Below are 20,973 nucleotides of genomic sequence, written 5' to 3' on the forward strand. Positions count from 1 at the left end.
TCGTGGCAGAAGTGGCACAGATCGCCCCTGATCCCCCTCGGCGGAGTCGATCCGCGCCACTCCTGTCGCGATTGGCCTTGGGCGGTCGGCTGAAGGAGCTGCGGTAGGCCCGAACCGCGCCGAGAGCTCAGGTCGCGATGGCGGCGGCGGCGCGCTCGCGCAGCCGGGCATGGAGGTCGCGGTGGCCGTCGCGGTCGACCCTCACCTCGAGGACGGTGAGACCAGACGGCCGTGCTCCGAGGGCCGTGACGAGCTCGTCACGGGTCGAGACCTGCTGGTGCCTGACGTGGTGCGCTGCGCACAGTGCGGCCAGGTCGGTGCCCGTCGGAGTGCCGAAGAGTCGCTCGAACTCGGCGGCCCGCGCCGGCTCGCCCGGCTCGAGGAGGGTGAAGATGCCGCCCCCGTCGTCGTTCGTGACGACCACGGTGAGGTCCGGTCGACGCTCCAGTGGTCCGACGAGCAACCCGTTGGCGTCGTGGAGGAACGTCAGGTCACCCATCAGGGCGTAGGTCGGCGTCCCGTCGGCCAGGGCCAGGCCGCTCGCGGTGGACACGCAGCCGTCGATGCCCGCGAGCCCGCGACTGGCCACCACACGCAGCGATCCGGACCGGGGGGCCGCGAGGTCGACGTCGCGAGCGGTGTTCGACGAGCCGAGGAAGAGGGTGGCGCCAGCCGGTAGACCCTCCATGACTGCGTTGGCCACGGCCGCGCCACTGGGCCAGGGCGACTTCTCGCCGGCCAGGGCGCTGGCCACACGCTTGCCCGCTGAGCGCCACGCGTCGCTCCACGCCTCGTCGCCGGCTTCGCCGTCGAGGTCGTCTAGGTCGTCAGTGGGAGCGACGAGCGCGACCGTCGCGACGGGCGCCTCGAACACCGAGACCGGGTGGACGACCTGGACATCGGGACGCGACATGATCCAGGCGTGGGCACCCACGGCCTCCACCCGGACGCCGGGTCGGCGCAGGAGAGCCGCGACCGGCCGCGACAGGGTCAGCCGTCCGACCGCGATCACGCGGTCCGGGGCGTGCTCGTCGAGCCATCGCGGGTCGGACAGGACCAGCGGGCCGTGCGGCAGCGCGTCGCCCCGCGGGTGGGTGCCGAACGGTTCGGCGAGGACCGGCCAGCCCCTGGCCGTCGCCCAACGGACGGCGCGGTCGAACTGGTCGGGCTCAGGGAGGTCGCCCACCACGACCAGGGTCCGTGCAGGCTGGCGCGCGACGTCGTACGCCGCGTCCGGCCCGGGCACCCCGGAGGACGGCGTGGCGGACGGCGTGGCGGTCGGCGTGGAGGTCGAGGGCGCAGTCGCCGTCGGAGTCGCTGTCGGCGTCGCCGCCATGAAGTCGTCGGCAGCTTCGGGCAGCACGCCATCCAGGGACTCCGGCCAAGGTCCCTCGTCGCCGGTCGGGACCAGCGGTTCGCGCAGCTGGACGTTGACGTGGACCGGTCCCGGCTCGCCGACGTCGGTGGCGCCGGTGGCATGCCGAACGGCGTCGGCAGCGATCCGCCGCCAGCGCGCGACCTCGCCTGGGGCGCGCCGCGGGGCGGCGGCGTCCACGGACCAGCGGACGGCCCCGGCGAAGATGCCCGGCTGCACGGTGGTCTGGTTGGCACCAGTGCCGCGCAGCTCGACCGGCCGGTCGGCCGAGAGAACGACAAGCGGGACGACCCCGTGGTGCGCCTCGAGGACGGCGGGGTGGAGGTTCGCGACCGCCGTGCCCGAGGTGGTCACGACGACCGCCGGCACCCGGGTGAGCTTGGCCAGTCCCAACGCCACGAAGCCTGCCGACCGCTCGTCGACGCGCACGTGCAGCTCGATCAGGCCGGCGCGCTCGGCCTCGCGCAAGGCATAGGCCAAGGGAGCCGAGCGGGAGCCCGGGCAGAGCACGGCGTGGCGGACCCCTTGTCGGACCAGCTCGTCCACCAGGACCGTCGCGAGCGCGGTGGACGGGTTCACGGGTCGGATTGTGCCACCCGCTGTCCGGCCGGACCGCGCCTCATGGCACGACCCGCTCGATCGCGTAGTCGCGGACGACCGGATCGCCATGCGCGTCACCGGCGAAGAAGCGTGCGCTGCCGGCCCGCCAGGTGGACACCGACGGATCGGTGGAGTCGTCGACGAGCGCTGCGGTGGCGGCATACAACCGGGCGTCGTGGGCCTCGCTCGCCCGGTCCAGCTCAGCCCGGTCCAGCTCAGCCCTGTCCAGCTGCGTCCGGTCGCGCTCTGCCGGCGCCGGGTCCGCCCGACCCGAGTCAGTGGCGCCCAGGTCGCGCGACACGGTGACCCACGTCGAGCGATCGGGGTTGGGCGCACCGTCAAGGCGAGGCACGGCGTCCTGCGAGTGTTCGAGGGAGAGGACGGCGATGTCGGCCGGCACGGGCATCCGTCCCACGGGTGCACCCATCGTCACGACGTGGGTCACCGGGTGGGCCTCGGTGAACCGTGGCGACGAGGCGAGCCCGGCCGCGGCGATCCCGCCGAGGCTGTGCCCGACGAGCATGACCGGTCCATCGCTCCGCTCGCGACCGCCCGTCCCGGTGGCCGTCGCCGCCGATGCGGCCTGCGCCTGCTCCAGTGCCCGGTGGACACCGTCGGCGAGAACCGTCGCGTCCTGGGCCATCGAACGGACGTCGGTCGTGACGTCGAACGGGTTGGCGCCGGCCGTGGGATCCCACACCTGGGTGCCACTGATCTCGACGATCCAGGCAGAGCCTTGGGGCTGCGGGACCTCGATCACCCGAACGTGCCCGGCGTAGTCCTCGCCGTCGCCCACGTTGCGTTGGTCCACCGCCAGGTCCCGGAGGGTGCGAGGGACGCGGGCTCCGGGGCGCGGCCGGGCTTCTGCGGTGACCCGCGCGCGACCACCGTCGGACAGCAACCCCCACAGGGCAGCTGAGTCCGCGAGCAGGCGCAGAGCCACCTCGTAGTCCAGGTCCGCCTCGTGGTCCTGCTCGGAACCGACACGCTCGGAACCGTCAGGCTCGGAACGGCCACCCGCGGGGCCGTCTGCCCCGGAGGCGAGCCCGTCAGCGCGCGGGCCCGCGGGCACGAAGGGGGCGGTCAGCGGGTTGGACCGAAGTCCCACCACGAGCCCCTCCGCTCCCCCGGCCAGATCCGCGATGGCCGGCTCGTCGAACACGGCCCGGTCCAGCAGACCCGCCACGTCGACGCCGAGCGCGTCGAGGGCAAGCACCCCGACGAGGAGCTGAGGGGCCAGCTCGCCCACGACCAGCATCACGGTGTCCTGGGCGAGCTCGACAGCCCTGGCCGCCTCCGCCTCTGCCCGACGGTAGGACGCGGAAGCAGCCATCACGGCGGAGGAGAGCGAGACCATCGACGCGACGTCGCCCAGGAGGCCGCGCGGCCCGACCGCCTCCGCGAGCGCCGCGTCGGCCCGCACCCCCGTGCTGGGGCTGAGCAGGGACCCTGCGACCAGGTCGGGATCTGCCGCTGCAGCGACGGCTCGACAGGCCACGAGAGCCACGTCCCCCGCCACGTCGGCGAGGGCAGCGGCAGCGGCGTCCAGCGAGTCCAACCCGACGGAGGTCCCCGCGGAACCACCGCGGACGTGGAGGAGGTCGCGGCTCATGCGCGGCCCGCGGCCCGCGTAGCAGCCTCACCGGCGGCGCGGGCAAAGTCGGCCCCGAGCGCTGCGACGCGGAGCACCTCCGCCCGGGCGGCTTCGACACCGTCGGCATGGGCCTGAACCCGTCCGGCCGCCTCGTCCAGATGCTGCGCCGAGCGTTGTAGCGCGTGCGTACGCTCGCCAACGCGCTCGCGGAACAGCGTCGCCGCCCTCGACCGCCAGGCGAGGTCGCGCGTGCGCCCCACCCTCACGGCGAGGTGACGAAGCCGGTCCGCGTCGGCGTGCAGCCGCGTCGCCATGGCCCTGATCTCGTGCGGGTTTCCGATCATGCGACCACGGTGCCGCGCGGACGAATCGTGCGCAGCGCGCTCTTCGAACCCTGTGGGCCGGTCGCCTTCGAGGTCGAGGCATGTGGACAAATCAGTCCGCAGCGGCCCCATCACTGAGCGGAGCCGGCCCCACCGCCTCCGCCACAGCCTCGCGCGGAGCCGGCCCCACAGCCTCGCGCTCAGGCTCGTCCCCAGGTTCGTCCCCAGGCTCGAGCAGCCCACCGAGGTCGGCGAGGAACAACGCCTGGGTGAGCGCGGTCCGCCGCAGCTCCTCGGGGTCGACGCTCTCGCCGGGCGAGTGGATCCGGGACTCCGGCTCCTCCACCCCGAGCAGCATGATCTCGGCGTCGGGAACGAGCTCGGCCAGGGCGGTCGCGAGCGGGATCGATCCACCTTGCCCGGTGGTGACCGCGTCGCGGCCGAACGCCGTCCGCATCGCCCGCCGCATGGCCGTGTATGCCGGTCCGTCGGTCCGCGCGCGGAACCCGTGCCCCAGCGAGACCGGCTTGATCTCCACCTGTGCCCCGAAGGGTGTGTGTGCCCGCAGGTGCGCGATGAGCAGCTGCTGGGCGGCAGCCGCATCGGTGTCGGCGGGCACCCGGAGGTTGACCACGGCCCGCGCCTCGCCCTGGGCTGCGGCCGTCACCTGCGAGATGGGAGGGCAGTCGATGGCCAGCACGGTGGCTGCCGGTCGCGCCCACAGGAGGTCGGCCACGGAGCCCGTGCCCGTCAACGGCTCGACACCGTCGAGGAGTCCTGCGTCGCCGCGAAACCTGTTGGTGTCAAAGGGCGCCCCGTCCCACAGTCCGTCGTGGTCGAGCCCGTCGATCGTCGTCTCGCCGCTCGCGTCGCGCAGGCTGGCCAGAGAGGTGAGCAGGGCCTGGAGGGCGTCTGGCGCGGCGCCGCCGAACATGCCGGAGTGCGCCGCGTGCCGCATCGTGCGCACCGTCATCAGGACGCTGCCGGTGCCGCGCAACGAGGTCGTGAGGGTCGGGAGGCCGGCCTCGACGTTGCCGGTGTCTGCGAGCAGCAGGGCATCGCACTGCACGAGCTCGGGGTGGGCCCGGGCGAGCCCCTCCATCCCCCCACTCGACTGCTCCTCGGACCCCTCGCAGACGACGGCCACCTCGACCGGCCACTCGCCGAGCACCTCGCGAAGGGCCCGCAGGGCCAGCACGCTGGCCATGAGATTGCCCTTGCAGTCGGCTGATCCCCTTCCATACCAACGCCCATCGAGCTCGGTGAGCTCCCACGGCGGGGTCTGCCAGGCGGCCGGGTCACCGACCGGAACGACGTCGTAGTGCGAGTACAGCAGCACTCGCGGAGAACCGGCGGGCCCGGCCGAGCGCCCGACCACGGCCAGCGACCCGTCCGGTGTCTCGTGCGCGCGTATGCCGTCCACGCCGGCTTCGGCGAAGAGGTCAGCGACCAGCGCGGCTGCGGCCCGGCACTCGCTCTCGGGCTCGATCGCCGGGTTCGCCACGGAACGCAACGCAACCAGGCGCGCGAGGTCCTCGCGGACCCGCGGCATACCTGCGTCGACGGCGGCCGCGAGCCTCGCGGCGAGGGAGGCGCCCACCGGAGCGCCAGCCGGAGACGCTTCGCTCACGGCACCAGGTCGTCGAGGTAGAGCGGGAGCATCTCCCACCAGGTCGGCCAGTCGTGGTCGTAGCGGTCGCCCCAGTCGTCGACTCGATTGGGAACTCCCTTGCGGCCCAACGCATCCCCGGCCGCCCAGGACTCTCCGACGTCCTCCCAGCGCCCACTACCCGAGGCGAGGACGACGTAGCGACGGCGCAGCATCTCCAGCGCCGGGCCCTCGAGCCCGGGGAGGAACTGCAGCGGCGACGCGAAGTACCAGTCCTGGGTGGTGTCGCCGCCGATGAACTTCTCCACCCGGAAGGTGCCGCTCATGCAGACGGCCGCGGCGAACAGGTGGGGGTAGCGGCAGATCATGGCGTAGGAGTTGAACGCGCCGATGGAGGCGCCGGCCACGACCACGGCCTGGGGGGAGCTGTCGGCGTGGATGGCGGGCACGACCTCCTCGGCGACGGCCTGGTGGTACTGGTTGAACAGCCACATCCGGTGCTCTGGCGACCCCTCGTTGCGCTGCAGCGCCTGACCGGCCGCACTGTCGCACGAGTAGACCTTGATCCGGCCGGCCTCGATCAGCGGGGCGAGCGTCCCGACCAGGTGGTGACGCTCCACCTCCTCGGCGTCTCCGCCGGCGGTCGGGAACAGCAGCACGGGCACGCCGTAGTGGCCCCAGCGGACCAGGGTGATGTCGCGCCCCATCCGCTCCGAATGCCAGCGTTCGGTGACCTTCATGCCGTCCTCCAGGGGGTGGGGAGTGAGGTGGAGTGCATCTACTCGTACACGAACTTCTGGGGTCCGGGGAACAGCCAGGACAGCCCGTCGCGCAGCCGATCCCGCCAGTCCTCCCAGTTGTGGCCGTCCCGCGCCTCGACGTACTTGACGGTCATGCCCGCGCCACGGAACACCGGCACCATGGACCGGTTGGGCGTGATGAGCGGCTCGTAGATGCCGCAGCTCATGAACAGCCGCTCGACGGGTGCGGTGGGCTTGGCCCGGTAGCGGTTGACGAACTTCACGACGGGGTCGAACGCCGGCCCGCCGCCGTGGTCGGTGCCGATGTCGGTGAACACCAGTGACGCGGACTGCAGGAACAGTGACCCGAACACGCCCGGATAGCGCACCGCGGTGGACAGCGACGCGATGCCGCCGAAGCTCGATCCCATCAGGGCTCGAGCGTGCGGGTCGTCGATGAGCGGGAGCCGTTCGGCCAGCATCGGGAGGAGCTCGCGGGCGATGAAGCGCGCATGCGGCGCGTGGTTGGGGTACTCCCGCAGCCGGTCCCGGGGTGGCACGAAGGCAACGATCAGCGGTGCGACGTCGAGCCGGTGGATGAGGTTGTCCAGCACGGTCTTCATCGCGGCGTAGTCGAGGTAGTCGGTGCCGTCGTGGACGACGAGCAGCGGGTAGCGAAGAGCAGGGTTGTACCGAGCCGGCAGGTAGAGCTTGACGTGCTGCTCGCGGCGCAGCGCCTTCGACTGCAACGTGTCCTCGATGATCTCGCCCGGTCTGGCCTCGGGGTCGTGGTGCACCCAGTCCGGCACCTCGTAGCCCGTGGCCGCACACACCGAGCTCGATCCCATCGGGGAGTGAGCCAGCCGCTGGTTCAGCGGGTCGTTGAACGTCGCGTAGTGCTCGCCGTTCCGGGTCTCGAGCTGGTACTCCACCCGCGAGCCGCTGGGCAGGACCGTCGTGACCGCCCAGAGGTCGGTGTCGGGCAGCCGCTTCATGACCAACGGGTCGGGCAGCCCCACGACCCGGTGCCGGACCCTCACCTCGTCGGCCTCGCCGCGGAAGAGGAAGGTCGCCCGCTCGTTCTCGATGATCGGCGCCCCGTGCCGGGCGATGAACCGGTCGATCACAGCGCCGTCCACCGGCAGGCGCTCGCGCAGCCTGTTGACCGCCAGCCGTCCCTCGCTCACGAGCCGGCCCCCCTGCCGTCCATGACCTGCGTGCCGGTCGCCGGCGAACCATTCGCGCCGCCCAGCTCGTGGACCGCTCCGTCGATGCCCAGGATCCGCGCACCCAGGGGCAGCCCACCGGACTCCGTGAGCTCGAGGGCTGTCCCGTCGTCGAGCAGCACACAGTGCTGGTCGGTGAACCGCCGAGCCATGACGGCGCACCGGTCCCGGTCGTCGAGGCGCAGCCGGCGGCGGGCGTGCGGCAGTGCGACGATCCCCCGCACCCGACCCAGGCCGCGGTCGAAGACCTCGGCCTCGGTGTTGCCCTCGGGACCGTGGTCGTGGAAGAGCACGACCCGCTCGGTCAACGCCATCGCGCCGGCCGACCACGCGATCACCGGCACCTCGTCGGGCAGGCGGATCGCGAAGAGCCGCAAGGTCCGCAGCAGGGTGCCGACGTGTCCGCCGGTGAGCACGACCGCGGCCGACTGGCGGAGCAGATCGGCGAGCTCGCCGCGGTGCCAGCCGATCACCCCGCTGGCGTCGATGGGCGCCGCCTCGTCGAGCTCGGTGTACAGCGCCTTGAGCTGTGCGGCGTACCACTGGTCGACGTGGCGCACCACCTCGATCGAGTCGTCGAGCGCCGCGTAGGCCGTGGCCTCGCCGCGGACGCGGCCCTCGCCTTCGCCCGTGCGTCGCTGCACGGCATACACCCCGTCCATGGCGTTCTGGAGGCGTAGGCGGTAGAGCGAGAGGAGGGCGTCGTGGCGGTCGCGGAAGGCCAGCGCCGCGGAGCCGAACGCCTCGTCCTTGGTGATGACGTCGAGGCTGCGGTGGTAGAGACGCAGGTGGCGGGTGTCGCCCCCGAGGACGGTGTCGATCTCGTCGGCGTCGTCCTCGCGCTCCTCCCAGCCCGCGTTGATCGTCGCCACGGGTCCCTCGACACCGAGGGAACGTAGGGCGGTGCCGGCCGTGGTCATGAACCGTTGCGGCCCGAGGAGGACGGTGCGCATCAGGGGAGGGCGGTCAGCCTGCGTGGACGTGGACGGTCTGGCCCACGTCGTCGAGCATGCTGCGGAGGGTGTCGTAGTCGGGGTGGCGCATGCGCACATAGGCGTTGGCCATGTAGCCGGCCTCGACGGGCTGGGTGTGGTGACCCTGCGGAGGGAAGTGGCCGTCGATGATCCACTGGCCGTGTCGGGACTGGATCTCGTCGATGCCGGTGTAGCCGGTGATGTGGCCGTCGGCCTCGGGACGCAGCGCGATGATCCCGGCGGAGTAAGGACGCCTCATGGGCTGCTCCGGGACGCCGTGGGTGATGATGTGGGCCCACTCGCGGTAGACGTCGACGTCGTTGCTCGCGGAGTAGAGGTCCCAGCACCCCACGCCGGGCGGGCGGCACCCGATCTCGGAGAACTTGAGCCCCTTCGGGCCGTGGAACCACTCCATGTGGGTGGCGCTCGTCCCGATGCCGAGGGCCTCGATGACACGGGCGCCCATCGCCGCGACCTCTGCGTAGAAGGGTGAGTCGGACATCCGGTTCGTCGTGGCGAACTGGGGCGAGATCCAGCGGCTGCGCATCGCCTCCAGGACGTTCGGGTAGTAGTGCGTGGTCCAGTCGTGGACCACCCGGCCGTCCTTGGCGATGGTGTCGTAGAAGCCCTCGTGGCCCTCGACGAACTCCTCGATCGCGATGGACGCGGCACCGTGCGACCCGAACTCGGTCAGCGCGTGCGCCAGCTCGGTGTCGTTGTCGACCCGCATCGTGTCCTTGGCGCCGGCTCCGTCGCGCGGCTTGAGGATGAGCGGGTAGCCGACGCGCTCGGCGAAGGCCCAGGCCTCGTGGGCGTGGTCGACGGCCGCCGAGGCAGCCGTCGGCACCCCTGCCTCGCGCAGCGCCTGCTTCATCGACGGCTTGTCGCGGCAGAGCCACGTGGTGCGGACTGAGGTGCCCGGGACGCCGGTGGCCTCGCGGACCTGCGCGGCGACCATGGTGTGCGCCTCGACGGTCGCTTCGAGGCCGTCGACCCACACCTTGGACTGGATGAACCGCACCGCCTCGACCATCGCCTTCAGGTCGGTGACGGATCCGACCTTGTAGTAGCCGCTCATCGCGCTGCGGAGCTCGTCGTCGTGGGTGTACTCGTCGGACTCCCCGATGCCGATGACATTGGCCCCCACGGAGGCCAGGGCGAGGGCGAAGCGGCGCTGGTTGGCGGGGAACCCCGGCTCGACGAAGACGATGTTCACGGACCCGACCCTATGCCCGCCCCGGGCCCGAGTGCTCGTCGTGGTGCAACGAGGTGGGCGTACGCTGCCTCGACCCGCTCGCGCCACCAGTGCTCCCGCTCGGCCGTCGCCGCCCACCGGGTCAGCAGGGCCTCGTCCGGCGCGACCCGGCCCACTGGCAGGGAACCTCCGCGGGGCACCAAGGGGTCTGCGCACACGTCCCCTTCCAGCAGCGCAACGGTGCTCAGACCGCACGCGAAGGGCAGGTCGGGCAGCGCGGCCGCCAGCGCGACCCCCGCGGCCATCCCGACCGACGTGTCGAGCGCCGAGGACACGACGGCCGGGAGTCCACAGTCCGCGACCACCTCCAGGGCGCGCTGGACGCCCCCCAGCGGGGCCACCTTGACGACCACGAGGTCGGCGGCCTCCTCGCGCGCCACCCGCGCAGGGTCCTCCGCCTTGCGGATCGACTCATCGGCGGCGACGAGGACGTCGATCCCGTTGCGTGCCAGCGCCAGCCGCAGCTCTCGCAGCTCACTCACCTCCGCGCACGGCTGCTCTGCATACTCCAGCCCGTACGCCGCGAGCCGGCGCAGCGCGTCCGTCGCCTCGGCCACGGACCACCCGCCGTTGGCGTCCACCCGGATCCGGCCGCCAGGTCCCATCGCGTCGCGAACCGCGGCCACGCGGCATACGTCGTCCTCGATGCTCTGGCCGTGCTCGGCGACCTTGACCTTCGCCGTCGTCGCGCCGTCGAACCGGGCGAGGACGCCCACGACCTGGTCGGCGGCCACGGCGGGCACGGTCGCGTTGACGGGGATGCTGTCGCGCCTCGGTGACGGCCACTGGCCCCAGCCCGCCTCGACGGCGGCCGACAGCCACCTGGACGACTCGTCCGCGGCGTACTCCAGGAAGGGCGAGAACTCGCCCCAGCCCGCCGGGCCGTGCAGCAGTGCGGACTCCCGCACCGTGACACCACGGAAGCGCACCCGCATCGGGATCGAGACCACGCGCATCCCCGCGAGCAGCTCTTCGAGCGGCGGCAGCGGCATCGGAGGCGGCGAGGGCACCCGGGGCACGGTCATGTGCCCATTGCAGCAGACGCGCCCGGACCGCCGGCGGCGGGCCGGGCGCGACCCCTGCGGTCAGTGGTCGTGCGGGGTGAGCTGGTTGCGGATCTCGCCCCCGGGGTACTTCGTGCTGTGGACGTTGGCGTAGGTCGAGTCGGCCCGGATCGCCGCAAGCAGCTCGGCGAACTCTCCCGCCACGATGCCCTGCCCGCTCGGGCCGATCACGTCAGCGGCCCGCAACGTCCCGCTCACTTCGCCCGGGTTGGTCGTAGGGCATGCGGGCGTGACGATTCCGGGAGGAGCGCCCACGTTGCTGCAGAGGAAGACGCTGACCCCGCCCGTCTGGGACGGGGAACCGAAGTGGATGTGCGACTGCGTGACGGTGCCCTCGAGGTTGGCGTACCGCACCCGGTAGTCGATGGTGCCAGCGTCGGGGTTGATCCGCAGCCGGATCGACCCCGACCCGCTGGTCGACAGGGCGAGCGGTGTCTCGTGGTAGCCGCTGAGCCGCTCGGTGACCGTGAACGACTTGTGGCTGCCGTCGCCTGCAGAGGCGACCGCGCCAGCTCCGAGGATGCCGACGGCACCGAGCCCCACGGCCGACGCGATGACGCCCCACTGCTTGAGTGTGTTCATGCAGACCTCCTGAAAAAGGGGGCGAGACGGGAATCCGCCCGCCCTTCTGCTACGAATCCCCATCCACAAACGTTCATCGACGGTGCCCAGAAGCCGTCCGACGAGAGGGCACCCGTGCCGACCCTGTCCGATTTCTCCGCAACCACCCTGTCCGGCGAGGACCAGCCGCTGTCGACCTATGCCGGCCAGGTGGCCCTGGTCGTGAACACGGCGAGCGAGTGCGGCTACACGCCGCAGTTCGCCGGTCTCGAGGAGCTGTACGCGGCGTACTCCGAGCAGGGCCTGGTCGTGCTCGGGTTCCCGTGCAACCAGTTCGGCGGCCAGGAGCCCGGTCACGAGGACCAGATCGGCGAGTTCTGCCAGCGCAACTACGGAGTGACCTTCCCGATGTTCGCCAAGGTCCAGGTGAACGGCGCCGAGGCGCACCCGCTGTACGACTGGCTGAAGTCGGAGAAGCGTGGCCTGATGGGCGCCAAGATCAAGTGGAACTTCACCAAGTTCCTCGTCGGCCGTGACGGCGCCGTTCTCAAGCGCTACGGCTCGAGCACCAAGCCCGAGGCCATCGCCAAGGACATCGAGGACGCCCTCGCCGCCTGAGCCCCCGTGGCCAGGGCCCGCTCAGCCTTCGCGTGGACGAACCGCCTCGAGGTCAGCCAGGGCACGCTGCACCATCAGGAAGTTCCTGAACCTGCCGACCAACAGGTCGGCACTCCCCAGTCGCCACACGTCCGGTGCACGGTGCGGGTGGCCAAGCCGCACGTCCACACCGTCCGGGCCGGACACCGCGTGGGCGAACCTGCGTGCCCTGTCGTGGGGAGACGACCTCAGCCCCATGTGCGTCCACAGTGCGGTCGACGTGAGGGCGCGGCCGGGGCCGAGCAGGTCGTTGGCCATGGCCACCGCGTGGATCACGGCACCTGCCGCGATGTCGTCGCGGTCGTACCCGCGCAGCAAGGCTGGCTCAGCGGCCACCGCACGGGCCAGGAGACGTCGACAGGCGGTGCGGCCCTCGACGCCGATCAACGACTTCGCCACGGCGTCGGTGCGCGCGGCGATCGCGGCCACTCGATCTCGCAGGTCCGCCGGTACCAGACCCAGGTCGAGCGGCTCGTCGGGTAGGGGCTCCCTGGTCAGGGCATCCAGCTCCTCCGCACCGCCGACCAGGGAACGCAGCCAGGTCCTCGCCAGCTCGTGTCGCGGTTGGATCGGCACGTGGATCACCGCGGGCGGTGGCGCAGGTCGAGTCGCGCCACGTCCGAGCTCGAGGGCGGCGCACTCGTAGCCACTTCCCTCGACGGGTCGGCGAACGGTGCCACGACCTTGTCGTCCATCATGACGACCATCGTCAGCTGACCGAGATCACGCCCGCATCCCCGACCGAAGCCGTCGTCGTCGTCGTCGAAGCTGTCATCAGCCAACAGGTCCTCGTACCGGCGCTCGTCCCTGCCCACTCGGCCGAACGGCAGCACTGCTGCCTCGTCTCCCCACTGACCTGCGCCGTCCCACTGATCTGCACCGTCCCACTGGCCTGCGCCCTCCCACTGGTTTACGCCCTCCCACTGGTTGGCGCCCTCAACCTGACCCATCTCCTGCCCCCCTCTGCCGGTGCGGCCCAACCCGGGCCACCGCTCTGGGATCACCCTGACAGCCCCTGGTGACACTGCAGACGACTTGTCCACAGGGTCGCCCGGGCAGGCCTTCATCGCCTTTGCATCATGATGCATGACGTGATGCACTGATGCAGTGCGTACCACCATCACGATCGACGAAGCCTTGTTGAGGGAGGCAAAGGTCATGGCGGCCCGGACCGACCGCACCGTCAGCAGCGTCCTCGAGGAGGCCCTGCGCGAGATGCTCGCGCGGCATACCGAGGCGGAGGAACGACGCCGGCGGGACTTCACCCTGCCCAGTTATCACGGCGGCGGCTTCCTCGTCGACATCCTCGACAAGGAAGCCCTGGCCGACGCGTTGGGCGACAACGACCGACTGTGATCATCTTCGACGTCAACGTCTTCGTGACCGCGATGGACCTCGACGCCGCAAGCCACTCGGTGGCGAACCAGGCCCTGGTCCGAGCGCTGACGGGTAGCGAGCCCGTCGGCGTGATCGACGACACCCTGACGGCGACAATGCGCATCTGCACCAACCGGCGCATCAAGACCCAGCCTGCGTCGACCGAGAAGGCACTGGCCTTCTGCGAGCGCATCCGATCCGCGCCCATGGCCGAGCGCGTGGAGTCGGGCGCTGCCGCCTGGCAACGCTTCGTTGGGCTGGTCACCGCCTTGGAGCTGCGCGGCAACGACGTTCCTGATGCGTGGCTGGCGGCCCAGGCGATCGAGCTCGGCGCGCACTTCGTCACCTTCGACAAGGGCTTTGAACGATTCTCCGGCCTGCACGTCACGATCCTCGGCAAGCCGTCACAAGGGTGAGGTATGCCGCGTGGCGACCACGCGGCATACCTCGTCGTGTGCGCGGCTAGGCTCGCGCAGGTGAGCGAGCAGCCTGTGGTGAGCCAGACCTTCGACCCGGACGCGTGGGACGTGGTGGAGGGGTTCGAGTTCACCGACATCACCTACCACCGGGCGCGTGGAGTGGGGGCCGTCCGGATCGCGTTCGACCGGCCCGAGGTGCTGAACGCGTTCCGGCCGCACACCGTCGACGAGCTCTACCAGGCTCTCGACCACGCGCGTCGCACGCCCGATGTCGGCGTCGTGCTCCTCACCGGCAACGGCCCAGGGCCCGAGGGGACGGGCAGCGAGGGCCAGTGGGGGTTCTGCTCCGGCGGCGACCAGCGGATCCGGGGTCGCTCGGGCTACCAGTACGCGCAGGGCGACACGGCCGAGACGGTCGACGAGCGCAGGGTCAAGGCGGAGGGCGGACGGCTGCACATCCTCGAGGTGCAGCGGCTGATCCGCACGATGCCCAAGGTCGTCATCGCGCTGGTCAACGGCTGGGCGGCGGGCGGCGGGCACTCGCTGCACGTCGTCTGCGACCTGACCATGGCCAGCCGCGAGCACGCGCGCTTCAAGCAGACCGACGCGGACGTGGGCTCGTTCGACGGCGGCTACGGCTCGGCCTACCTCGCCAAGATGGTCGGCCAGAAGTTCGCCCGCGAGATCTTCTTCCTCGGCCGCACCTACACCGCGGACGACATGCACCGGATGGGCGCGGTCAACCTCGTCTCCGACCACGCGTTGCTCGAGGCCGACGCCCTGCAGGTGGCGCGCGAGATCATGGGCAAGAGCCCGCAGGCGCAGCGAATGCTCAAGTTCGCGTTCAACCTGCTCGACGACGGGTTGATGGGACAGCAGGTCTTCGCCGGGGAGGCGACCCGGCTCGCCTACATGACCGACGAGGCAGTCGAGGGGCGCGACCAGTTCCTGGAGAAGCGGGACGCGGACTGGTCACCCTTCCCCTGGTACTTCTGAGCTGAGCGGGCCGACCCGCTCGCACGTGTTGCCGGCTCGTGGTCACCGGACCCCCCGAAACCCGCTTCCGTGACCACCGGCGCGCAACAAGTCGGGGAGCCATGGCACGTGTTGCCGGCTGGTGGTCACCGGACCCCCCGGAACCCCTTCCCGTGACCACCAGCGCGCAACAAGTCGGGGAGCCATGGCACGTGTTGCCGGCTCGTAGTCACCGGACCCCCGGAACCGCTCTCCGTGACCACCAGCGCGCAACAAGTCGGGGAGCCGTCAGCCGGAGCCGCCGAGGTCGACCTCGAACGCCTCATACACGAGGTCCGCCCCGCGCTGGCGGTGCCGCACCAGCTGCCCCATCAGCGTGGTGACCTCCTCGCGGAAGGCCGGCAGGTCGGCGATCGTGCCACCGTGCTCGAGGACTGCGAGGTAACCCGCGATCGCCTCGGCATAGCTCGCGTGCTCACCGGTCAACCGGTCGACCGCCCTCATCAGGCGGGGCGCCCCGCGTCGCACCCCGTCGTAGATCCCACCGGGCCGTTCGGTCAGGTCGACGTGGTCCCGGAAGTCGTGGGACAGCTCGGCGAGCGCCGCCCGGACCCGTTCGCGCCACGCACCTCCCCGGGCGATGGGCGAGGCCAGCGCCTCGTCGACGGCGACGACCGAGTCGCGCAGCTCCCCGCGGTGAGCCCGCACCCGATCGATGTATGCCGCGAAGTCGGCGTCCATGGCACCTCCCGTGGTCCATCGTCCCGCCGCGCGTCGGGCGCGTCCACCCGGCGGCTAACCTGACCGGGTGACGTCGCTGCGACCGCTGGCCATCCCCGCCGGCCGAGCCGCTGCGTCAGTCCTGCCGACGCTTCGCCGGGCCCTGGACGGCAAGTTCGCCGTCCTCCCCCATGCCGTGGACGGCCCCCCGCCACCGGTCCCCGAGGGCGCCGTCCCCGACGAAGGGACCGCACTCGTCGTCGGGACGTCGGGATCCACCGGCGCTCCCAAGCTCGCAATGCTCCCGGCAACCGCCCTCGCCGCGAGCGTCGCCGCAACGCACGAACGACTCGGCGGGCCCGGTGCCTGGCTGCTCGCGATGCCGGCCCACCACATCGCGGGAGTGCAGGTGCTGCTGCGATGCCTCGCAGCGGGCACCGAGCCCGGGTTCGTGGACCTGTCCGAGGGTTTCACCGCCCACGCGTTCACGCAGGCGTCCGCGACGTTCGGTGGGAGCCGCCGCTACACCTCCCTCGTGCCCACCCAGCTGGTCCGACTGCTCGAGGACGAGCGGGCCACCGCTGGGCTCGCGGGGTTCGACGCCGTGCTGGTCGGCGGCGCCGCCTGCCCACCGGCACTGCTGAGTCGGGCTCGCGAGGCACGGATCCCCGTCGTCACGACCTACGGCATGAGCGAGACCGCCGGCGGCTGTGTCTACGACGGAGTCCCGCTCTCGGGCACGGAGGTCCGCGTCGACGACGACGGTCGGCTCCACCTCGGGGGCGCCACCCTGGCGACCGGCTACCTCGGCCGTCCGGACCTCACTGCGGCAGCCTTCAGCACCGACTCCGCTGGGCGCAGGTGGTTCCGCACCGACGACCTGGGGCATTTCGGAGACAAGGGCCTGCCCGCGGGTGCCGCGGTCGGTGCGGATGCCGACGCCCGGTGGCACGTCGACGGACGCGTCGACGACGTCATCACCACCGGCGGGCTCAAGGTCGCGCCCCGCCTCGTCGAGGACGCGCTGACTGCCCTGCCCACCATCGCGGAGGCCCTCGTCGTGGGCACCCCCGACGACCACTGGGGTCAGGTCGTCAGCGCCGCCGTCGTCCTTGCGGCCACCGATGCCCCCGAGGCCCCCGACGCCCCCCATGCCCCCCACGCCCCCCATGCCCCCGACGCCCTCGGTGGCTCCCCCGCACCCACGGTGGAGGAGCTGCGAGAGCTGCTCCGCGGCATACTCCCGGCGCAGGCCCTGCCCCGACGACTCCTGGTGTTGACGGCGATACCCCTGCGGGGGCCGGGCAAACCGGACCGGTCGGCGGTCGCCGCACGCTTCGCCGACCACGCGTGACACCATGGGGAGATGATCCGGCTGCTGCCCTGGCTGCTGACGATCGCGGTGACCGTCTACGCCGTCGTCGACTGCATCCAGACCGACGATGCGCAGGTCAGGGGCCTGCCCAAGCTCTTGTGGCTGCTGCTGATCCTGCTCTTCCCGGTCGTGGGGTCGATCGCCTGGTTCATCGCCGGACGACCGCAGCGTGGCACCACGGGTGGTGGGCCGAGTGGGCGTGGGCCATCTCACCGGCCGCCGCCCCCGCGTGGCCCCGACGACGACCCGGACTTCCTCCGTAGGCTCTGAGCAGCACCCCGCCGCACGGCTCTCCCCGCCCCACCGCCCTGCCCGCACGACCTGAGTGAGAACACCACCCGAATGGCCACCCTGAACCAGTGGATCGCCGGCGCCCGCCCGCGCACCCTCCCTGCCGCCATCGCCCCCGTCGTCGCGGGTACTGCCGCAGCCATCCCGCTCGACAAGGCCAGCTTCGGTCTGGCACTGCTCGCCGTCCTCGTCTCCCTGGGCCTCCAGGTGGGGGTCAACTACGCGAACGACTACTCGGACGGCATCCGCGGCACCGACGGCGAGCGGGTCGGTCCGGTCAGGCTGGTCGGACAGCACCTCGCGGATCCGAGCAACGTCAAGCTGATGGCCTTCTCGTTCTTCGGCGCTGCCGCCCTGGTGGGACTGGCCCTGGTGGCCATCACCGAGACCTGGATCATGATCCCGCTGGGAGCCCTGGCCGTGGTCGCCGCCTGGAAGTACACCGGTGGCGACAACCCCTACGGCTACCGCGGCCTCGGCGAGCTGTACGTCTTCCTCTTCTTCGGCCTGATGGCGACCCTCGGCACGCTCTACACGCAGGCCCACCGGCTCACCTGGACGGGCCTGGCGTGCGCCGTCGGGGTGGGCGCGATCGCCACGGCCATCCTGGTCGCCAACAACCTGCGCGACATCCCCACCGACCGCGAGAGCGGCAAGCTGACGCTGGCGGTCCGGCTGGGTGACCGCGGCACCCGCGCCCTCTATGTCGGGCTGCTCGTCGTCGCCGCGGTGGCGCTGGTGGCGGTCGCCCGCGACTACCCGTGGGCCCTGCTGGGCCTGCTCGCCTTCGGCATCGTCGGCAAGCCGCTCAAGTCCCTGCTGTCCGGCGCCACGGGACGTGACCTCGTGCCGGTCCTCGCCGCGACCGGTCTCTTCGAGATCGGGTATGCCGCGCTGCTGACTGTCGGGATCGCCCTCAGCCACGGTGCGGCTGGCTGACCGACCCAGGTCGGCGGCCCCCAGCAGCGGAAGGGACTAGCGGTACTCGGCCGGTCCGCGCTCGTCCTCGGCGTCCTCGGCCTCCTCGTCGGCCCCGTGAACGGCAGGCTTGCCCGCCTGCTTGGCCTCGACGCGACGCTGCAGGCGGTCGGCGATCGCCGCCGTGCCCTCCTCGCGGAACCGGGCGAGCACGAAGAACGACAGCACCATCGAGATCAGGGCGCTGAGGACGAGCAGCATCCACTGCTGGTCCTGGTCGCGCAGCCCGAGCAGCCACAGCAGCGACAGCACGCCGAAGAAGAGGAGCAGGCGAAGGACGGAGTAGCGGAGCATGACCTGGTCAGTCCTTAGAGCCCTGAGTAGGAGTGCTGGCCGACGAAGAAGACGTTCACGACGGCGAAGTTGACGATGATGCAGGCATATCCGGCCAGGGCGATGTAGGACGCCGTCTGGCGGGAGATCCCGCTGGTGGCCCGCGAGTGGAGGTAGGCCGCGTAGACGACGAAGATCACGAAGGTCCAGACCTCCTTGGGATCCCAGTTCCAGTAGGACGCCCAGGCCTGACGGGCCCAGATGGCGCCGGCGATGAGGGTGAAGGTCCACAGCGGGAAGGCCACGATGTGCAGGCTGTAGGCCGTGCGCTCGATGGACCCGGTCTCCGGGAACCGGTCCAGGACGCTGCGCCGGCCCGACCGCTCGAACGCGTCCTTGAGCAGGTAGACGGCGGTGAGCGCCGCCCCGATGGTGAAGACCGCGGTGGCGAGCGTGGCGACCGTGACGTGGATGACCAGCCAGTAGCTGCGCAGTGACGGCATGAGCTCGGCGGCCTCGGTGTACCAGACCGCCACCGCCATCCCCAGGATCAGCAGCACCGGCCCGGTGATGAACAGCCCCAGCCAGCGCAGGTCGCGTCGCGTGGACCAGATCGAGTAGGCGAGCACGGTGAACATCGAACCCATCACGGCGAACTCGAACATGTTGCCCAGCGGCCAGCGGTGCACGGCGAGGCCGCGCAGGAGCACCGAGAGGACGAGCAGGAAGCCGCCCAGCCAGGTGGTCGTGGAGGCGATGCCCGCTGCGGTGAGCGCCCGGCGGGACAGCTCCGCCTCGGTATGCCGCGTGGGCGCGGCGGGGGCGCCGGCACCACCGCTGGTGCCGGCACCGGCCGTCACCAGCTCACTGTCGCGGTCGGCCACGAGGGCTGAGACGCCCTCGCGGCCACGGTCTCGGGCGGGGAGCAGCGCTGCGAGGTAGATGGCGTGGCACACCATGGCGATCGTGAAGACAGCCATCGCCGAGTAGAGGCTCAGGTTGGCGTAACCGGCCAGGTTTTCGTTCGTCATGTGCTGGTGCCCAATCGTCGTTCGATGGCGGCAAGGAACTCCTCGACCACGTCCTGGAGCCCGTCGTCGTCGCCCTTGGCGAGGCCGCCGACGGCTACCACGGTACGACCCGGCACGGTGGCGGGGGAAACCCGCACGAACACGCGTCGGCGCCGGACCACCAGGGAGGCGATCAGGCCGGCCAGGGCGAGCAGGGCGGCAGCCAGGGTGACGAACTTGCCGGGGTCGTGACGGATCGACAGCCCGGCGAACCGCTCGACCCCGTCGAAGCTGATGCTGCCACGCCCGCCGGGGAGCTGGTAGGTCTGCCCCGGCTCCAGCCAGAGCCGCAGCGGGTCACCCTTGTCGTTCTCGAGCTGGGTGAGCTCGGCGATGTCGAGGACGTAGACCGACTGGGGACGTCCGCCGGGCAGCAGGTCACCCTCGTAGGCGGTCAGGGCCAGGGCCGGCTTCTTCGCATCGGGGAAGACCGAGATCGGGCCGCTCTCCTTGTCGATGACGGCCGTGGGCAGGAACAGCCCGGAGAAGCCGAGCTGGTTGGGCTGGGCCCCGGTCACCTTGATGACCCCGACGGACGTGTAGTTGTTGTCCCTCGCCAGGAACGGCGTCGCGCCGTGGTAGATGCTGGTGCCCTTCGCGTCGCGGACCGTCACGACGGGGGCGTAGCCGTTGCCCAGGAGGAAGACCCCGGCGCCGTCCATCTCCAGCGGGTGGTTGACCTTGATCGTCGACTTCTTCGCGGACGCACCGGGAGTCGCCTTGGTCGTGACGTGCGCGGTGAAGTCGCGCGGCTGGCCGAACTGACCGCGACCGGTGACGGTCTCCTCGAAGGTCGCGTCCAGCTTGTCGACCGTGAGCTGGAACGGCGACAGGCTGGCCGGGTCGACCAGGGGACCGGGGCTGAAGGTGTCGTAGCTCCCGAGCGTGTTGGCGAACGACTCCCCGACCGGGACGATCACGTCGCCCTTCCAGCCGAACAGGTGCCCGATCGCGACGCCGATGATGACGAAGATCAGCGCCAGGTGGAAGACGAGGTTGCCCGTCTCCTTCAAGTAGCCCTTCTCGGCGCTGACCGACTCCCCGTCATGGTTGACGGTGCGGAACCGCTTGCCGCGCAACACCTCCCGTGCCGCGTCGATGACCACCTCGGGCGTGCCCGCAACCTCGACCGTGCCGCCGGCTGGCAGCCGGGCGGGCCGGGCCGGCGCCTTGGGCGGCGAGGACGTCATGGCCTTCCAGTGCACCTTGCTGCGGGGCAGGACGCACCCGACGAGCGAGATGAACAGCAGCAGGTAGATCGCGGCGAACCACGGTGACGCGTAGACCTCGAAGAAGCCGAGCTTGTCGAGCCAGGGCCCCGCGTCGGGGTGGTCGGCGATGTACTGCGCCGTGCGCGCGGCGTCGATGCTGCGTTGCGGCCAGATGGAGCCGGGGAGGGCCGCGATCGCGAGCAGGAGCAGCAGGAACAGCGCCGTGCGCATGCTCGTGATCTGCCGCCACATCCAGCGCAGCCAGCCGACCAGGCCCAGCTGTGGCTGGGTGATGGGGTCGGTCAC

General features: G+C 71.4%; 23 protein-coding genes. 7 read left to right on the plus strand and 16 right to left on the minus strand.

Going from position 1 to position 20,973, the window contains the following annotated elements; genetic code table 11:
• Window positions 1-127: 127 nt before the first annotated feature.
• The 10 genes from menD to AC1DXJ_RS04510 all read right to left on the minus strand — a co-directional run bounded on the left by menD (window position 128) and on the right by AC1DXJ_RS04510 (window position 11,342).
• The gene (gene menD / locus AC1DXJ_RS04465) at window positions 128-1,954 is read right to left on the minus strand and encodes a 2-succinyl-5-enolpyruvyl-6-hydroxy-3-cyclohexene-1-carboxylic-acid synthase (protein WP_477613724.1); all 1,827 of its coding nucleotides are present in this window, start codon (window positions 1,952-1,954) and stop codon (window positions 128-130) included.
• 40 nt (window positions 1,955-1,994) lie between these two features.
• Window positions 1,995-3,587, minus strand: a complete 1,593-nt coding sequence (locus AC1DXJ_RS04470) for a PGAP1-like alpha/beta domain-containing protein (RefSeq protein WP_477613725.1) — start codon at window positions 3,585-3,587, stop codon at window positions 1,995-1,997.
• Window positions 3,584-3,913 (minus strand): hypothetical protein, encoded by a 330-nt coding sequence (locus AC1DXJ_RS04475; RefSeq protein WP_477613726.1) that lies wholly within the window; start codon window positions 3,911-3,913, stop codon window positions 3,584-3,586. The genes AC1DXJ_RS04470 and AC1DXJ_RS04475 overlap by 4 nt, the downstream gene beginning before the upstream one ends.
• A 91-nt stretch (window positions 3,914-4,004) precedes the next feature.
• Window positions 4,005-5,522, minus strand: a complete 1,518-nt coding sequence (locus tag AC1DXJ_RS04480; protein WP_477613727.1) for a M20/M25/M40 family metallo-hydrolase — start codon at window positions 5,520-5,522, stop codon at window positions 4,005-4,007.
• Window positions 5,519-6,241: an esterase family protein gene (locus AC1DXJ_RS04485; protein WP_477613728.1), complete on the minus strand. Its 723-nt coding sequence runs from the start codon at window positions 6,239-6,241 to the stop codon at window positions 5,519-5,521. The genes AC1DXJ_RS04480 and AC1DXJ_RS04485 overlap by 4 nt, the downstream gene beginning before the upstream one ends.
• 38 nt (window positions 6,242-6,279) lie before the next feature.
• Entirely contained in the window at window positions 6,280-7,428 is a 1,149-nt protein-coding gene (locus AC1DXJ_RS04490; protein ID WP_477613729.1) for an alpha/beta hydrolase, read from the minus strand.
• On the minus strand, window positions 7,425-8,420 hold the full coding sequence (locus tag AC1DXJ_RS04495; protein ID WP_477613730.1) for a type 1 glutamine amidotransferase family protein: 996 nt from the start codon (window positions 8,418-8,420) through the stop codon (window positions 7,425-7,427). Before AC1DXJ_RS04495 ends, AC1DXJ_RS04490 begins: the two co-directional genes overlap by 4 nt.
• A 13-nt stretch (window positions 8,421-8,433) precedes the next feature.
• Entirely contained in the window at window positions 8,434-9,657 is a 1,224-nt protein-coding gene (locus AC1DXJ_RS04500; protein ID WP_477613731.1) for an ATP-grasp domain-containing protein, read from the minus strand.
• Window positions 9,654-10,721: an o-succinylbenzoate synthase gene (locus AC1DXJ_RS04505; protein WP_477613732.1), complete on the minus strand. Its 1,068-nt coding sequence runs from the start codon at window positions 10,719-10,721 to the stop codon at window positions 9,654-9,656. Before AC1DXJ_RS04505 ends, AC1DXJ_RS04500 begins: the two co-directional genes overlap by 4 nt.
• Window positions 10,722-10,781: 60 nt before the next feature.
• Window positions 10,782-11,342 carry a CHRD domain-containing protein gene (locus AC1DXJ_RS04510; protein WP_477613733.1) on the minus strand — a complete coding sequence of 187 codons (561 nt, stop codon included), beginning with the start codon at window positions 11,340-11,342 and terminating at the stop codon, window positions 10,782-10,784.
• A gap of 114 nt (window positions 11,343-11,456) precedes the next feature.
• Between AC1DXJ_RS04510 and AC1DXJ_RS04515 the strand changes: the two genes are divergently transcribed.
• Window positions 11,457-11,939, plus strand: coding sequence for a glutathione peroxidase (locus AC1DXJ_RS04515; protein WP_477613734.1), 483 nt, complete (start codon window positions 11,457-11,459; stop codon window positions 11,937-11,939).
• Between the two features lie 21 nt (window positions 11,940-11,960).
• Here AC1DXJ_RS04515 and AC1DXJ_RS04520 read toward each other — a convergent pair whose 3' ends face one another.
• Both AC1DXJ_RS04520 and AC1DXJ_RS04525 read right to left on the minus strand, forming a co-directional pair.
• The gene (locus AC1DXJ_RS04520) at window positions 11,961-12,554 is read right to left on the minus strand and encodes a hypothetical protein (protein ID WP_477613735.1); all 594 of its coding nucleotides are present in this window, start codon (window positions 12,552-12,554) and stop codon (window positions 11,961-11,963) included.
• A 5-nt stretch (window positions 12,555-12,559) separates the two neighbouring features.
• A complete protein-coding gene (locus AC1DXJ_RS04525) occupies window positions 12,560-12,928 on the minus strand; it encodes a hypothetical protein (RefSeq protein ID WP_477613736.1) in 369 nt (122 codons plus the stop codon).
• 157 nt (window positions 12,929-13,085) lie between these two features.
• Here AC1DXJ_RS04525 and AC1DXJ_RS04530 point away from each other — a divergent pair, with 157 nt between their 5' ends.
• The 3 genes from AC1DXJ_RS04530 to AC1DXJ_RS04540 are packed head-to-tail and all read left to right on the plus strand — an operon-like array spanning window position 13,086 to window position 14,770.
• Window positions 13,086-13,334 (plus strand): type II toxin-antitoxin system VapB family antitoxin, encoded by a 249-nt coding sequence (locus AC1DXJ_RS04530; protein WP_477613737.1) that lies wholly within the window; start codon window positions 13,086-13,088, stop codon window positions 13,332-13,334.
• Window positions 13,331-13,771, plus strand: a complete 441-nt coding sequence (locus AC1DXJ_RS04535) for a TA system VapC family ribonuclease toxin (RefSeq protein WP_477636396.1) — start codon at window positions 13,331-13,333, stop codon at window positions 13,769-13,771. The genes AC1DXJ_RS04530 and AC1DXJ_RS04535 overlap by 4 nt, the downstream gene beginning before the upstream one ends.
• 3 nt (window positions 13,772-13,774) lie before the next feature.
• Window positions 13,775-14,770 carry a 1,4-dihydroxy-2-naphthoyl-CoA synthase gene (locus AC1DXJ_RS04540; RefSeq protein WP_477613739.1) on the plus strand — a complete coding sequence of 332 codons (996 nt, stop codon included), beginning with the start codon at window positions 13,775-13,777 and terminating at the stop codon, window positions 14,768-14,770.
• Window positions 14,771-15,037: 267 nt separating this feature from the next.
• Here AC1DXJ_RS04540 and AC1DXJ_RS04545 read toward each other — a convergent pair whose 3' ends face one another.
• Window positions 15,038-15,490, minus strand: coding sequence for a hypothetical protein (locus AC1DXJ_RS04545; protein ID WP_477613740.1), 453 nt, complete (start codon window positions 15,488-15,490; stop codon window positions 15,038-15,040).
• A 67-nt stretch (window positions 15,491-15,557) separates the two neighbouring features.
• Between AC1DXJ_RS04545 and menE the strand changes: the two genes are divergently transcribed.
• From menE to AC1DXJ_RS04560, 3 genes are all read left to right on the plus strand, one after another.
• Complete coding sequence (gene menE / locus AC1DXJ_RS04550; RefSeq protein WP_477636397.1) at window positions 15,558-16,823, plus strand: o-succinylbenzoate--CoA ligase; 1,266 nt, start codon at window positions 15,558-15,560, stop codon at window positions 16,821-16,823.
• A 12-nt stretch (window positions 16,824-16,835) separates the two neighbouring features.
• Window positions 16,836-17,114, plus strand: a complete 279-nt coding sequence (locus AC1DXJ_RS04555) for a PLDc N-terminal domain-containing protein (RefSeq protein WP_477613742.1) — start codon at window positions 16,836-16,838, stop codon at window positions 17,112-17,114.
• Between the two features lie 72 nt (window positions 17,115-17,186).
• On the plus strand, window positions 17,187-18,074 hold the full coding sequence (locus AC1DXJ_RS04560; RefSeq protein ID WP_477636398.1) for a 1,4-dihydroxy-2-naphthoate polyprenyltransferase: 888 nt from the start codon (window positions 17,187-17,189) through the stop codon (window positions 18,072-18,074).
• A gap of 36 nt (window positions 18,075-18,110) precedes the next feature.
• Here AC1DXJ_RS04560 and AC1DXJ_RS04565 read toward each other — a convergent pair whose 3' ends face one another.
• Genes AC1DXJ_RS04565 through resB form a run of 3 tightly spaced genes read right to left on the minus strand, consistent with a single transcriptional unit; the run spans window position 18,111 to window position 20,973 of the window.
• Window positions 18,111-18,407: a DUF4229 domain-containing protein gene (locus AC1DXJ_RS04565; RefSeq protein ID WP_477613744.1), complete on the minus strand. Its 297-nt coding sequence runs from the start codon at window positions 18,405-18,407 to the stop codon at window positions 18,111-18,113.
• A gap of 14 nt (window positions 18,408-18,421) precedes the next feature.
• Window positions 18,422-19,417 (minus strand): c-type cytochrome biogenesis protein CcsB, encoded by a 996-nt coding sequence (gene ccsB, locus AC1DXJ_RS04570; RefSeq protein WP_477613745.1) that lies wholly within the window; start codon window positions 19,415-19,417, stop codon window positions 18,422-18,424.
• Complete coding sequence (resB, locus tag AC1DXJ_RS04575; RefSeq protein ID WP_477636399.1) at window positions 19,414-20,973, minus strand: cytochrome c biogenesis protein ResB; 1,560 nt, start codon at window positions 20,971-20,973, stop codon at window positions 19,414-19,416. Before resB ends, ccsB begins: the two co-directional genes overlap by 4 nt.

Source organism: Pedococcus sp. P2_D9, from assembly GCF_056404275.1.

Excerpts from the sequence above, each read along its gene's own strand:
- AC1DXJ_RS04495 (WP_477613730.1), bottom strand. The coding sequence starts at position 8,420 with ATGCGCACCGTCCTCCTCGGGCCGCAACGGTTCATGACCACGGCCGGC.
- ccsB (WP_477613745.1), bottom strand. The coding sequence starts at position 19,417 with ATGACGAACGAAAACCTGGCCGGTTACGCCAACCTGAGCCTCTACTCG.
- AC1DXJ_RS04565 (WP_477613744.1), bottom strand. The coding sequence starts at position 18,407 with ATGCTCCGCTACTCCGTCCTTCGCCTGCTCCTCTTCTTCGGCGTGCTG.
- AC1DXJ_RS04540 (WP_477613739.1), top strand. The coding sequence starts at position 13,775 with ATGCCGCGTGGCGACCACGCGGCATACCTCGTCGTGTGCGCGGCTAGG.
- AC1DXJ_RS04470 (WP_477613725.1), bottom strand. The coding sequence starts at position 3,587 with ATGAGCCGCGACCTCCTCCACGTCCGCGGTGGTTCCGCGGGGACCTCC.
- AC1DXJ_RS04545 (WP_477613740.1), bottom strand. The coding sequence starts at position 15,490 with ATGGACGCCGACTTCGCGGCATACATCGATCGGGTGCGGGCTCACCGC.
- AC1DXJ_RS04485 (WP_477613728.1), bottom strand. The coding sequence starts at position 6,241 with ATGAAGGTCACCGAACGCTGGCATTCGGAGCGGATGGGGCGCGACATC.
- AC1DXJ_RS04510 (WP_477613733.1), bottom strand. The coding sequence starts at position 11,342 with ATGAACACACTCAAGCAGTGGGGCGTCATCGCGTCGGCCGTGGGGCTC.
- AC1DXJ_RS04525 (WP_477613736.1), bottom strand. The coding sequence starts at position 12,928 with ATGGGTCAGGTTGAGGGCGCCAACCAGTGGGAGGGCGTAAACCAGTGG.
- AC1DXJ_RS04555 (WP_477613742.1), top strand. The coding sequence starts at position 16,836 with ATGATCCGGCTGCTGCCCTGGCTGCTGACGATCGCGGTGACCGTCTAC.
- AC1DXJ_RS04560 (WP_477636398.1), top strand. The coding sequence starts at position 17,187 with ATGGCCACCCTGAACCAGTGGATCGCCGGCGCCCGCCCGCGCACCCTC.
- AC1DXJ_RS04505 (WP_477613732.1), bottom strand. The coding sequence starts at position 10,721 with ATGACCGTGCCCCGGGTGCCCTCGCCGCCTCCGATGCCGCTGCCGCCG.
- AC1DXJ_RS04475 (WP_477613726.1), bottom strand. The coding sequence starts at position 3,913 with ATGATCGGAAACCCGCACGAGATCAGGGCCATGGCGACGCGGCTGCAC.